General features: G+C 65.5%; 11 protein-coding genes. 5 read left to right on the top strand and 6 right to left on the bottom strand.

From position 1 onward, the window contains the following. Positions 1-88: 88 nt before the first annotated feature. From fghA to J2X50_RS08670, 6 genes are all read right to left on the bottom strand, one after another. Positions 89-922, bottom strand: a complete 834-nt coding sequence (gene fghA / locus J2X50_RS08695; protein ID WP_429093976.1) for an S-formylglutathione hydrolase — start codon at positions 920-922, stop codon at positions 89-91. 173 nt (positions 923-1,095) lie between these two features. Then, a complete protein-coding gene (locus J2X50_RS08690; RefSeq protein ID WP_429093974.1) occupies positions 1,096-2,223 on the bottom strand; it encodes an S-(hydroxymethyl)glutathione dehydrogenase/class III alcohol dehydrogenase in 1,128 nt (375 codons plus the stop codon). Between the two features lie 61 nt (positions 2,224-2,284). Next, positions 2,285-2,932 carry a glutathione S-transferase family protein gene (locus J2X50_RS08685; protein WP_429093973.1) on the bottom strand — a complete coding sequence of 216 codons (648 nt, stop codon included), beginning with the start codon at positions 2,930-2,932 and terminating at the stop codon, positions 2,285-2,287. An 11-nt stretch (positions 2,933-2,943) separates the two neighbouring features. After that, positions 2,944-4,710 carry a Rieske 2Fe-2S domain-containing protein gene (locus J2X50_RS08680; RefSeq protein ID WP_429093972.1) on the bottom strand — a complete coding sequence of 589 codons (1,767 nt, stop codon included), beginning with the start codon at positions 4,708-4,710 and terminating at the stop codon, positions 2,944-2,946. Positions 4,711-4,746: 36 nt separating this feature from the next. Next, complete coding sequence (locus J2X50_RS08675; RefSeq protein ID WP_429093970.1) at positions 4,747-5,652, bottom strand: aromatic ring-hydroxylating dioxygenase subunit alpha; 906 nt, start codon at positions 5,650-5,652, stop codon at positions 4,747-4,749. A gap of 26 nt (positions 5,653-5,678) precedes the next feature. Next, positions 5,679-6,545, bottom strand: a complete 867-nt coding sequence (locus J2X50_RS08670) for an aromatic ring-hydroxylating dioxygenase subunit alpha (protein WP_429093968.1) — start codon at positions 6,543-6,545, stop codon at positions 5,679-5,681. A gap of 243 nt (positions 6,546-6,788) precedes the next feature. On the opposite strand from J2X50_RS08670, the gene J2X50_RS08665 reads away from it, so the two are divergent. The 5 genes from J2X50_RS08665 (at position 6,789) to J2X50_RS08645 (ending at position 12,310) form a co-directional block, all read left to right on the top strand. After that, positions 6,789-7,559, top strand: coding sequence for a GntR family transcriptional regulator (locus J2X50_RS08665; RefSeq protein WP_347967061.1), 771 nt, complete (start codon positions 6,789-6,791; stop codon positions 7,557-7,559). 49 nt (positions 7,560-7,608) lie between these two features. Next, positions 7,609-8,703: a BMP family ABC transporter substrate-binding protein gene (locus J2X50_RS08660; RefSeq protein ID WP_429093966.1), complete on the top strand. Its 1,095-nt coding sequence runs from the start codon at positions 7,609-7,611 to the stop codon at positions 8,701-8,703. A 91-nt stretch (positions 8,704-8,794) separates the two neighbouring features. Then, complete coding sequence (locus J2X50_RS08655; protein WP_429093964.1) at positions 8,795-10,339, top strand: ABC transporter ATP-binding protein; 1,545 nt, start codon at positions 8,795-8,797, stop codon at positions 10,337-10,339. After that, entirely contained in the window at positions 10,323-11,390 is a 1,068-nt protein-coding gene (locus tag J2X50_RS08650; protein ID WP_429093962.1) for an ABC transporter permease, read from the top strand. The genes J2X50_RS08655 and J2X50_RS08650 overlap by 17 nt, the downstream gene beginning before the upstream one ends. Continuing rightward, positions 11,390-12,310: an ABC transporter permease gene (locus J2X50_RS08645; protein WP_429093960.1), complete on the top strand. Its 921-nt coding sequence runs from the start codon at positions 11,390-11,392 to the stop codon at positions 12,308-12,310. Before J2X50_RS08650 ends, J2X50_RS08645 begins: the two co-directional genes overlap by 1 nt. Positions 12,311-12,321 lie beyond the last annotated feature (11 nt).

Here is a 12,321-nt window from a genome sequence, read left to right as displayed (position 1 = left end):
CGCAGCGGTTTTCCGTCCGGAATTGCGTCAAAACAAAGAGATGGAGCGTTTCCGCGATTCGAAGAAAAGCGGAAGCGCTCCAGATCCCTCAGCCCAGCCGTCCGGCGTGCCACCTGAGGTGATCGTCCATGAAGGTGGAGATGAAGTTGTAGGAATGGTCGTAGCCGTCCTGCATGCGCAGGGTGAGCCCGATACCGGCCTTGGTGCACGCCTCTTCCAGCAGCCACGGCCGCAGGCCTTCTTCGAGGAAGCCGTCGGATGTGCCCTGGTCGACCAGGAATTCGGGGAAGCGTTTGCCGTCCGCGATCAAGAGCGTCGTGTCATAGCCGCGCCAGGTTTTTTCGTCGCTGCCGAGATATTTCTCCAGCGCCGGCTTCGACCAGCCCGCCGTCGACGGCTGGGCGATGGGGGCGAAGGCCGAGCAGCTCTTGAACCGTTCCGGGTGCTTCAGGGCGATCGTCAGCGCGCCGTGGCCGCCCATCGAATGGCCGAAGATCGCCTGACGCGCCATGTCGGCCGGGAAGTTCCTGGCGATCAGCGCCGGCAGTTCCTCGGTGACATAGCTGTACATGCGGTAGTTCGCGGCAAACGGCGCCTGGGTCGCGTCGACATAGAAGCCGGCGCCCGAGCCGAACTGCCAGTTGTCCTTCTCGTCGGCAATGTTTTCGCCGCGCGGGCTGGTGTCGGGGCAGACCACCATCAGGCCGAGTTCGGCGGCCAGCCGCCGGTATTCGCCCTTGTCCATGACGTTGGCGTGGGTGCAGGTCAGGCCCGACAGATACCACAGCACCGGCACCGGGCCGTCCTTGGCCTGCGGCGGCACGAACACCGCAAACGTCATGTCGCAGGCACACGCCTCCGACGCATGCACATAGACACCCTGGACGCCGCCATGCGACTTCGACGTGGAAACGGTCTTCATCGGTTCTGCCTTTCGATTTCAGCCGGCCAGTAGGCCAAACGGCAAAGGGGCCGGCGGCGCGTCGGGGGCGTTGTGGAGACCCCGGAACGCACCGCCGGCCGACGCCGGGCTTTGGGAACACGCAGGGCAAGCTGGGAGGCTTGAGGCCCCGCGAAAAGCCAGGGCGTATCCTGCTAGTAGACGACGACGCTTCTGATGCTCTCGCCGGCATGCATCAGGTCGAAGCCCTTGTTGATGTCCTCGAGCTTGAGGGTGTGGGTGATCATCGGGTCGATCTGGATCTTGCCCTCCATGTACCAGTCGACGATCTTCGGCACGTCGGTGCGGCCGCGCGCGCCGCCGAAGGCGGTGCCCTTCCAGGTGCGGCCGGTGACCAGCTGGAACGGCCGCGTCGAGATCTCCTGGCCGGCGCCCGCGACCCCGATGACGATCGATTCGCCCCAGCCGCGATGGGCGCTTTCGAGCGCCTGGCGCATCACCTTGACGTTGCCGGTGCAGTCGAAGGTGTAGTCGGCGCCGCCGATCTGGTCGGCGCCACGCTTGGTCATGTTGACCAGATACGGCACGATGTCGCCGTCGACCTCCTTCGGGTTGACGAAATGGGTCATGCCGAAGCGGGTGCCCCATTGCTTCTTGTCGTTGTTGAGATCGACGCCGATGATCATGTCGGCACCCGCCAGACGCAGGCCCTGGATGACGTTGAGGCCGATGCCGCCGAGGCCGAAGACGATCGCCGTCGATCCGATCTCCACCTTGGCGGTGTTGATCACCGCGCCGATGCCGGTGGTCACGCCGCAGCCGATGTAGCAGATCTTGTCGAACGGGGCGTCGGGGTTGACCTTGGCGAGCGCGATCTCGGGCAGCACGGTGAAGTTCGAGAACGTCGAGCAGCCCATGTAATGGAAGATCTTGTCCTTGCCGATCGAGAAGCGGCTGGTGCCGTCCGGCATCAGGCCTTGCCCCTGCGTCGAGCGGATCGCGGTGCAGAGGTTGGTCTTGCGGCTGAGGCAGGACGGGCAGGAGCGGCATTCGGGCGTGTAGAGCGGGATGACGTGGTCGCCCTTCCTGAGCGAGGAGACACCCTTGCCGACGTCGACCACGACGCCCGCACCCTCATGGCCAAGGATGGCCGGGAAGATGCCTTCGGGATCGGCGCCCGACAGGGTGAACTCGTCGGTGTGGCAGATGCCGGTCGCCTTGATCTCGACCAGCACCTCGCCCTCGCGCGGGCCCTCGAGGTCCACCTCCATGATCTCGAGCGGCTTGCCTGCTCCAACGGCGACGGCGGCGCGGGTTTTCATTCTTTCACTCCCAATGTCTCGAATGCCGGGCCTCTGCCCGACTGAATTATGTTGAACGGGATCAGGCAGCCTTGGCCGGGCCCGCCGGGAACACGCCCGACATCACGGTGAAACCCTTCAGGCGCTTGACGCGGTCGCACCAGCGGCGGATCGCCGGATAATCCTGCCTGGGTATGCCGCCCTCTTCGGACAGCATGATGTAGGGGAAGCAGGCGATGTCGGCGATGGTCGGATGCGCGGCCGAGCAGATCCACTCCCGCCCCTCCTGCTCGCCGAACCACAGATGCTCGTCGAGGATGCGGAACAGGCGATGGGCCCCGGCCCGGGCAGTCTCGACGTCGAGTTCATAGAACAGCGCATCGTGAAGACGCGCCGCTGAGGCCGTGCCGGTGATGCCGTCTGCAAAGGCCAGCCACTGGCTGATCTCGCCGAGCAGGGCCGGATTGTCGCGCGGGTACCAGGTGCCTGACGCGTCGTATTTCGAGGCGAGGTAGACGAGGATCGCCTGGGCGTCGCGCAACACCGTGCCATCGTCTTCAATCACGGGCAATTGCCCGAGCGGATTGATCTTGAGGAACCATTCCGACTTGTGCTCGCGGCCGGGGTAGAAGTCGATCGGCACCGTCTTCCAGTCGACGCCCAGCATGGTCATCAGCAGGCGCAGCTTGTAGCAGTTGCCCGACAGTTCGTAGTCGTAAAGCGTGATCATCGGGGAAACTCCTAGAGGTCGAGCACAAGCCGCGCCGACTTGGCGCGCGACACGCAGGTCATGATCTTCGTGCCGGACTTGCGCTCGGCATCGTTGAGGTAGACGTCCTGGTGGTCGGGCTCGCCTTCGATGACGGTCGCAAGACAGGTGCCGCAGGCGCCCTGCTCGCAGGACGACGGCATGTCGATGCCGGCTTCGCGCATCACCTCGAGGATGGTCTTGCCCGAAGGCACCTTGAGGGTGACGCAAGAGCGGGCCAGCGCCACCTCGAAGCTCGAGCTGTCGTCGATGACGTTGGTGTTCTTGAAGTATTCGAAATGCACCGCCGCTTCCGGCCAGCCGGCCTCGGCCGCCAGATGGCGCGCCGCCTCCAGCATCGGGCCCGGACCGCAGAGATAGAGATGCGTGTCGGGCCGGTAACCGGCGAGGATCTCGCGCAACTGCGCGCCGGTCTGTTCCGGCGTGAGCCCGAGATGCGGCTTGAGCGATGCGCCGAGGCTTGCCGTCTTCTCGGGGAAGGCAAGCTGGGCATCGTTCTGGGCGAAATAGTGCAGGTCGAAGCGGAGATTCTGGTTTTTGAGCGCCTGGGCCATTGCCAAGAGCGGCGTGATGCCGATGCCGCCGGCGACGAAGATGGTCTTCACCGCGTCGCGGCGCAGCGGGAAGTTGTTGCGCGGCTCCGAGATCGCCAGCACGTCGCCCTGGCGCACCGTCTCGTGCATGCAGGTCGAGCCGCCCTTGGAGTCGCGCTCGAGCTTGACGCCGATGACGTAGCTGTCGCTCTCGCCCGGACCGTTGGTGATCGAATATTGCCGGATCAGCCCGTTCGGCATGTGCACGTCGATGTGGGCGCCCGGCTGGAACGTCGGCAACAGTCCCTTGATGGGCCTGAGCTCGAAGCCGGCGATGCCGTCGGCTGCCTGCCACTTCCTCGCCACCTCGACGCGGATCGTTGCCTTGCGGCCGTGCTTGGTCTCTTCGGGCATCTCGGCGAGTTCGGCCGAGACGCGTTCGATGACCGGTTCCAGCGGCGCCGGCGCCGGCTCAAGCGCGGCCTCGCGCTCGACGATGTCGCGCAGCTTCGACAGAAGGTCGTTGTGGTGATGGAGGACTGCCAGCCGGGCCTTGCCCTCGACCTTGCCGTCGAGCACTCCGCGGATCACCGAGCGGTTGGAATCGACCGGCTGGACGAAGAAGATGGCGAGCGTCGCGGCATCGCCATCCGTGGCACGCAGCGCGACCGAAAAGTCGCTCGACGCTTCGACCGAAACCTTGGCGTCGCTGCCGTCGATCCGGCCGTTCGGCTGGAAGCGGTAGCCCTTGAGCCTGCCCGCGACCACGTCAGCCGGCGCGTTGACCGGGATGCCGCGCAGGGTGAGCAGTTCGCCCTCGGCGAGACCCGGCACTTCGGGCACTTCGCCCTGCGGCTCCTCGGCCGACCAGACCAGGCCGTAGCGCTCGACCGCCGCGAAGGTGCGGTTGGTGATGGTGCGGGCCGGCGCATCGGCCGGGTGGGCGGGGATGTAGGTGCAGCCGGCGGTGCGGTTCGAATAGCGCCAGCCATGGTACTGGCACTTCAGCTCGCGGCCGTCATTGATGCCGATGGAAAGGCGCACGCCGCGATGCAGGCAGCGGTTTTCCCAGACGTTGATGTAGCCGTCGTCGGCGCGCCACACGGCGAATTCGCGGCCGAGAAGCTGGCCGTGGAAGACATGGCGGAGTGGCAGGTCGTAAGACGCGGCGATGGGATGCCATCTGGTCTTGGCGGTATCGAGCATTGTTGTCTCCAGAACTGGGTTTCGCGCGGCTCACGCTCAGGTAGCGGCGGGAATGACCCCGTAGGTCACGCCCTTCTGACTGAGCCAGCGGCGGTATGCGATGGCCGACTTGTCGGCACGGATGGGCGTTTCGGCGCGTGGATCGAGCGGCAGCCGCTTCGGGAACTGGTTTTCCAGGATCGGCTTGTCCTGCCCGAAGATGGTCTGCTGGAAGCGCTTGATGACCTTGTCCTCATTGTCCTCGTCGAGGATGCACAGCATCATGTGGGCGCGGACGTGCTCCTGGTCGACAGGCTGCAGGAACACGGCGATCACATCGCGGCGGCTCTCGTCCATCGGGCTCGATTTGTAGAGCACCGAGCAATAGGGATGCGGCACGCGGTAGATGTAGTCGACGTCGGCGCCACCGTCCGAGGTGGTCGAGGCCATCGGCTGGTAGAAGCGGCAGCGCGTCGCCAGGATCTCGTCGCGGTCGACGGAGATCTCGACGTCGTACTCCTTCACCTCGGTATGCGGCTCGGCGCCGAGGATGTCGGTGTGGACATAGGGGAAATGCCCCATGTCGAGGAAGTTCTCGATTGCCCTTGGCGCCGACACGTTGACGCCGACGGTGGCGGCATTGAGCTTGCGGCGGTCGGCCTCGTCGAATTCCGGGATCGGGAACAGCTCGGCCGGCGGATTGCCGAGCGACGTCCAGATGTAGCCATAGGCGAGCTTCAGCGGCAGCCGGTCGGCCACGGCTGCGATGTCCACCGGGCTGCCCTCGGCGAGGTCGGCGCGGTCGCGCCAGACGGCGGCATTGCCCTTGCCATCGACTGCATAGCTGAGGCGCTCCTCGAGCAGCACCGTATCGGCGACGACACCTGCCCGTACTTCGGCCACGGCCGCCAGCGGGTGCCAGAGGTCGAGGATCACCTGATCCGTGCATCGCGTCTTGGTCATATGCGGTTCCTTCATGGGGACGCGGCTCACATCCGCGCCGGTATCGCGCCGTAGGTTACCGACTTGTCGCGCAGCCAGCGTCGGTAGAGCACGGCGACGGCGTCTGCCCGGATCGGCGTTTCGGCGCGCGGATCGAGCGGCAGGCGCTTCGGCACCTGGTTTTCGAGGATCGGCTTGTCCTGGGCGAAGATCAACTGCATGAAGCTGCGGATCCCCGCCTCGTCGACGCCTTCCTTGAGGTAGCAGAGGAAGGAGTGCGCGACGCAATTGTCCTCGTCGACCGGCTGGACGAACAGGGTGATGACGTCGAGCCGGTGCTTCTGCACCGGATTGCTCTTGTAGAGCGCCACCGTATAGGGCCGGATCACCTTGTAGACGTAATCGACGACGAAGCCTTCCTTGGCCGTCGGCGATGCGACGGGCTGGTAGAACTTGCATTCCGTCGCCACCAGTTCGTCATTCGGCGTCAACTCGACCTTGTAGGGCGCAACCTCCGTATGCGGCTCTTCACCCAGCCAGCCGGTGTGGACGAAGGGAAAGTGTCCCATGTCGAGGAAGTTCTCGACCGCCCGCAGGCCCGACACCCTGACGGCGATCGACCCGCCGGTGACCAGGTAGCGGTCGCCCTCCTCGGCCTCGGGCACGAAGACGATGTCGCGCTCCGGCTTGCCGAGGCAGGCCCAGAGGAAGCCGTAGCGCTTGGTCGAATTGACCACCTCGCCGGTGTCGTTGCGGACCACTTCCTTGTTGTAGCGGCCGCGGCAGTGAATGGTGAGATCGACCCCGAGAAGCCGGGTCTGGAACGGCGCGGCCGACGACAGGTTCGTCAGGTCCGCGACCACATGCCAATCGTCAAGAAGGACTCTGTCGCTGCAAAGGGCTGATTTGCTCATCGCACCCTCCCTGGCTAGCACTTCCCCATGAACCTAGCTCTGTTATGGCCACATTGGAACCACAGGATTGGATATCAATCAATAAGAAATTGCATACCCAGATTAGAATTTTGATTGACAGGCGAAATTGATTGAATACCGATATGGAATTCGTAACCCGGGACAAGTGGTGCCGCTGGCGCCATGCAAGCCGAGGCTGACCGCCAAGCAGACCAAAGGCGCTGGCGGGGGGAGGAAGTTGTCATGAGCAGCCGCTCGCAGGCGATTGCCGACATGTTGACCCGGGCGATCCTCGATCACCGGCTCGTGCCCGGCTGCAAGCTCGGCGAGCGCGAGCTGTCGGAGATATTCGACGTCAGCCGCATCGTCATCCGCCAGTCGCTGATCCGTCTCGCCGACGACGGCCTCGCCCAGATCGAGCGCAATCGCGGCGCCTTCGTCGCGCGTCCGAGCATGCAGGACGCGATGGAGATCTACGACGCGCTCACCCTGGTCGAACAGGGCGTGGCGGCCCAACTCAGCGACCGTCTCGGCCCCGCCGGGTGGGCCGAGTTGCGCCAGCATGTCGAGCGCCAGCGCCAGGCGGTGGCCTCCGGCAACGACGCGCTCGCCGACGTGCTCGGCCAGGAGTTCCACACCGTCTTCGTGCGGCTCAGCCGCAACAAGGTGATGCAGGAGATACACGCCCAACTCGTGCGCCGCACGACGCTGCTGCGCTCGCTGATCACCGCCGACTTCGACTATTGCAACCTTCTCGACGACCATGCACGGGTGATCGAACTGCTCGAAAAGGGCCGGCTGAAGCAGGCCATGGAGCTGATCGACGCGCATCACCGGAGCGTCGTGCGCGGTTACATCATGGACAGGCAGGTATTTCCGGAGCTGACGCCGCGCGAGGCGCTCGAGCCCTACTTGGACACCAAGGCCGGCGAGGCGCCGCAGCCTGCACCAAGAAAAAAGACGGGAGACAATGGCAAGGCGAGGGCGCACGCCCACGACCACGCCGCTAAATAGACCCGGCAGACAAGCCGGGCGCCGCATCTACCAACAGAGGGTTACCATCATGCTCAATCTCACTAGACGCAAGTTTCTACATTATTCGGGAGCGGCAGGTGCCGCGCTCGCCACTGGCGGCCTGACTGGCGCAGCCCGCGCCCAGGAGCCGCTCAAGGTCGGGGTCGTCTACGTCTCCCCCATCGCCGAGATCGGCTGGACCAAGCAGCACAGCCTCGGCGTCGAGGCCATCAAGCAGGAGTTCGGCGACAAGGTCGCCATCACCGTCATCGACAACATCTTCATGCCGCAGGACGCCGAGCGCGTGTTCCGCGAACTCGCCGCCTCGGGCAACCAGCTGATCTTCGGCACCTCGTTCTCGCACGGCACGCCGATGCAGAAGGTCGCGCCACGCTTCCCCAAGGTCGCCTTCGAGCACTGCTCGGGCATCGTGCACCTCGCCAATCTCGGCACCTTCGAGGCCAAGTACTACGAAGGCACCTTCGTCGCCGGCGCCGCCGGCGCGCATATGAGCAAGTCGGGCAAGATCGGCTTCATCGGCGGCTTCCCGATCCCCGACATCGTCGGCCCGGCCAATGCGCTCCTGCTCGGCGCCCAGAGCGTCAATCCCGACATCACCTGCAACGCCATCTTCCTCAATTCCTGGTTCGACCCGGGCAAGGAGAAGGAAGCGGCCAACACGCTGCTGTCGCAGGGTTGCGACGTCATCTGCTCGATGACCGATACCGCCACCGGCGTGCAGGTCGCCGGCGAGGGCGGCGCCTGGTCGATCGGCTATGCCAGCGACATGGCCAAGTTCGGCTCGGGCAAGCAGCTCACCGCCTTCACCCTCGACTGGTCGAGCGACTATTTGCGCGCCGCCAGGGGCGTTGCCGACGGCACCTGGAAGCCCGAGGCGCGCTGGGACGGCCTCGCCGGCGGCGTGGTCAAGATGGCGCCCTACAACGAGGCGATCCCGGCCGACGTGATCGCCAAGCTCAAGCAGCTCGAGGCCGACATCGGCGCCGGCAAGGTCCACCCTTATTCCGGCGAGCTGAAGGACCAGGACGGCAACGTCAAGGTGGCCTCCGGATCGGTGCTTGCGGATGCCGACATCCGCGGCATGAACTGGTTCGTCAAGGGAATGATCGGCAAGCTCGGCTGACCGACCGCCCTGCAATCGTACCCACCGGGGTGGAAATCCGCCCCGGTGGCCTGCGGCTGCGCTCCGTCCAACCCAAACGGCAGGACCGGCTATGACCCCGCGCCTAGAACTGCGCAACATCACCAAGAGCTATCCCGGCATCGTTGCGAATGACGACATCTCCATGTCGATCATGCCCGGGGAAATCCACGCCGTGCTCGGCGAGAACGGCGCCGGCAAGTCGACGCTGATGAAGATCATCTACGGCGCGGCCCAGGCCGATTCCGGCGAGATCTGGTGCGACGGCAAGCTGATCGAGGCCCACAACCCCGCAAGTTCGCGGGCGCTCGGCATCGAGATGGTCTACCAGCACTTTGCCCTGTTCGAATCCGTCACCGTGGTCGAGAACATCGCGCTCTCGGTGTCGAGCACCTTCGACCTCGACGCCCTCGCCCGCCAGATCACCGAGCTGTCCAACCGCTACGGCATGCCCATCGACCCGCACCGCCGGGTGCACGACCTGTCGGTCGGCGAACGCCAGCGCGTCGAGATCGTGCGCTGCCTGTTGCAGGCGCCGAAGCTCCTGATCCTCGACGAACCGACGTCGGTGCTGACGCCGCAGGCGGTGGTGAAGCTGTTCGAGACGCTGCGCCAGCTTGCCGCCGAAGGCTGTTCGATCGTCTACATCAGCCACAAACTCGACGAGGTGCAGGAGATCTGCGACTCGGCCACCGTGCTGCGCAACGGCAAGGTGACCGGCACGGCAAAGCCCAAGCAGAGCACCTCGCTCGAACTCGCCCGCATGATGGTTGGCTCGAAGCTACCCGAAATGCATGTCACCCCGTCGGCACCGAGCGAAAAGTCTGTTCTCGAGGTGCGCGGCCTCTCGGCCCCTGCCCGCGACAAGTATGGCGTCGAGCTCAAGAACGTGTCGTTCGAGGTGCGCGGCGGCGAAATCGTCGGCCTGGCCGGCGTTTCCGGCAACGGCCAGGCCGAGCTGATCGCGCTGCTCAGCGGCGAGCGCACCCATCCCAATGCCCTTGCGGTCCAGATCGGCGGCAAGGCGGCGGCGCATCTGAACGCCAGCGAACGGCGCAAGCTCGGCATGGCCTTCGTGCCGGAGGAGCGGCTCGGCCGCGGCGCGGTGCCGCCGCATGCGCTTTGGGAGAACGCGGTGCTCACCGCCAACCGCCACGGCGGGCTGGTGCGCCACGGCATGGTCGATCGCGGCAAGGCGACCGGCTTCGCCCGCGCCGTCATCGAACGCTTCAAGGTCAAGGCCAGCGGTCCCCAGTCGAGCGCGCAGAGCCTGTCGGGCGGCAATCTGCAGAAATTCATCGTCGGTCGCGAGATCGCCCTGCAGCCCAAGCTGTTCCTCGTCGCGCAGCCGACCTGGGGCGTCGACGTGGGTGCGGCCGCCTTCATCCGCCAGACCATCGTCGACCTCAGCCGCGCCGGTGCTGCCGTGCTGGTGGTTTCGGAGGAACTCGACGAGCTGTTCGAGATCTGCGACCGGCTGCTCGTCATCTGCCAGGGCCAGGTGTCGCCACCCTTGATCAGGACAAAAACCAACCGCGAGGAAATCGGCCTGCTGATGACCAGGGTCGACCGCGGCAACGGAACGAACGGGAGAGGCGAAGTTGCGGTACAGGATTGAACAGAGGCCGGAACCGTCCGCCTCGATGCGCATCGCCGCCCCGGTGATCGCCACGGTGCTCACGCTGTTCGTCGGCTCGCTGATGTTCGCGGGCCTCGGTTATGACCCGGCGACGACGCTGCAGGCGTTCTTCATCACCCCGGTCAACTCGATCAACGGCCTGTCGGAGCTTCTGCTCAAGGCCTCGCCGCTGATCCTGATCGCGTGCGGCCTTGCCGTCGGCTTCCGCGCCAATGTCTGGAACATCGGCGCCGAGGGCCAGCTCATCATCGGCGCCATCGCCGCCTGCGGGGTCGGCCTGTTCTATCCCAATCCGGAAAGCCCGATCCTTCTGCCGCTGATGTTCCTGGCGGGTGCCGCCGCCGGCATGGCCTGGGCCGCCATCCCAGCCTTCCTCAGGGCGCGGATGAACACCAACGAGATCCTGGTCACGCTGATGCTGACCTATATCGCAACACTCTTCCTGTCGTGGCTGGTGCACGGGCCGTGGCGCGACCCCGCGGGCTTCAACTATCCGCAGACGGCCCTTTTGCCGGCAGCCGCCATGTTCGAGCCCTTCGACTATGCCTACCGTATCAACCCCTCGGTGTTCATCACCGTGGTGGCGGTGGTGCTGATGTGGCTGTTCACCGACCGCAGCTTCCTCGGCTACAAGATGAAGGTCTCGGGTGCCGCCCCGCTCGCCGCCCGCTACGCCGGCTTCCGCGAGAGCTCGGCGGTCTGGACCGGCCTGCTTGCAGGTGGGGCCGCAGCCGGCATCGCCGGCATGGCCGAGGTCGCCGGCCCGCTCGGGCAGCTGTCGCCGCAGATCTCGCCCGGCTACGGCTTTGCCGCGATCATCGTCGCCTTCATCGGCCGGCTCAATGCCTTCGGTATCGTGCTCGGCGGGCTCTTGATGTCGCTGCTGTTCCTCGGCGGCGAGGCGGTTCAGATGAACCTCGGTCTGTCCTCGTCGCTGACCCGCATCTTCCAGGGCATCCTTTTGTTCTTCCTGCTCGCCGCCGACTTCTTCATCTTCTACCGGCTTCGCCGCATTCCGGAGCACGCCTGATGGACCTCTTCATCGCCATCTTCACCGGCACGATCATCGCCGCCACGCCACTGATCTTCGCCGCCCTCGGCGAGCTCGTCGTCGAAAAATCCGGCGTCCTCAACCTCGGCATCGAGGGCATGATGCTGATGGGGGCGGCCTTCGCCTTCTGGGCCGTCATCGTAGGATTGCCGATGCCGGTCGCCATCCTCGCCGGGGCGCTCGGCGGGGCTGCCGCCTCGCTGCTGTTCGGCGTGCTGGCGCTGACCTTCCTCACCAACCAGTACGCGGCCGGCCTGGCGCTCGCCATCTTCGGCTCGGGCGTGTCGGCCTTTCTCGGCCGTGGCTTCGGCTCGGCCCCGATCGACGCGCTGGACCGGGTCAGCATCCCGATCCTGTCGGACATCCCGGTCATCGGACCGATGTTCTTCCGCTTCGACCCGATGGTCTACTTCGCCATCCTGATGTTCTTCGTCATCAGCTGGTTCCTGTACCGGACCAAGGGTGGGCTGATCCTGCGCACCATCGGCGAATCGCCCGAGACCTCGCACGCCATCGGCTATCCGGTGATCCGCATCCGCTACCTCGCGGTGATGTTCGGCGGGCTGATGGCCGGTCTTGCCGGCGCCTATCTGTCGGTTGCCTACACGCCGCTGTGGGTCGAGAACATGACCGCCGGCAAGGGCTGGATCTCGCTGGCGCTGGTGGTCTTCGCCACCTGGCGGCCGATGCGCGTGCTGCTCGGTGCCTGGCTGTTCGGCGGCATGACCATCCTGCAGCTGCAGGGCCAGGCGCTGGGGCTGGCGGTGCCTTCCGAACTGCTCTCCGCCCTGCCCTACCTCGCAACCATCGTCGTGCTGGTCATCATCTCGCAGAACCGCCAGATGCTGGCGCTGCACTTCCCGGCATCGCTGGCCAAGCCGTTCCGCCCGGCAACGTGAGGCCGGAGAGC

The organism is Aminobacter sp. BE322, from assembly GCF_050433525.1.
Classification (GTDB): domain Bacteria; phylum Pseudomonadota; class Alphaproteobacteria; order Rhizobiales; family Rhizobiaceae; genus Aminobacter.
The sequence above is the reverse complement of the archived record's forward strand: the minus strand, read 5'-3'. Positions and strand labels throughout refer to the sequence as shown.

Coding starts and splice junctions, on each gene's coding strand:
- J2X50_RS08655 (WP_429093964.1), top strand. CDS start 8,795: ATGACCCCGCGCCTAGAACTGCGCAACATCACCAAGAGCTATCCCGGC.
- J2X50_RS08690 (WP_429093974.1), bottom strand. CDS start 2,223: ATGAAAACCCGCGCCGCCGTCGCCGTTGGAGCAGGCAAGCCGCTCGAG.
- fghA (WP_429093976.1), bottom strand. CDS start 922: ATGAAGACCGTTTCCACGTCGAAGTCGCATGGCGGCGTCCAGGGTGTC.
- J2X50_RS08670 (WP_429093968.1), bottom strand. CDS start 6,545: ATGAGCAAATCAGCCCTTTGCAGCGACAGAGTCCTTCTTGACGATTGG.
- J2X50_RS08665 (WP_347967061.1), top strand. CDS start 6,789: ATGAGCAGCCGCTCGCAGGCGATTGCCGACATGTTGACCCGGGCGATC.
- J2X50_RS08680 (WP_429093972.1), bottom strand. CDS start 4,710: ATGCTCGATACCGCCAAGACCAGATGGCATCCCATCGCCGCGTCTTAC.
- J2X50_RS08675 (WP_429093970.1), bottom strand. CDS start 5,652: ATGACCAAGACGCGATGCACGGATCAGGTGATCCTCGACCTCTGGCAC.
- J2X50_RS08645 (WP_429093960.1), top strand. CDS start 11,390: ATGGACCTCTTCATCGCCATCTTCACCGGCACGATCATCGCCGCCACG.
- J2X50_RS08685 (WP_429093973.1), bottom strand. CDS start 2,932: ATGATCACGCTTTACGACTACGAACTGTCGGGCAACTGCTACAAGCTG.
- J2X50_RS08660 (WP_429093966.1), top strand. CDS start 7,609: ATGCTCAATCTCACTAGACGCAAGTTTCTACATTATTCGGGAGCGGCA.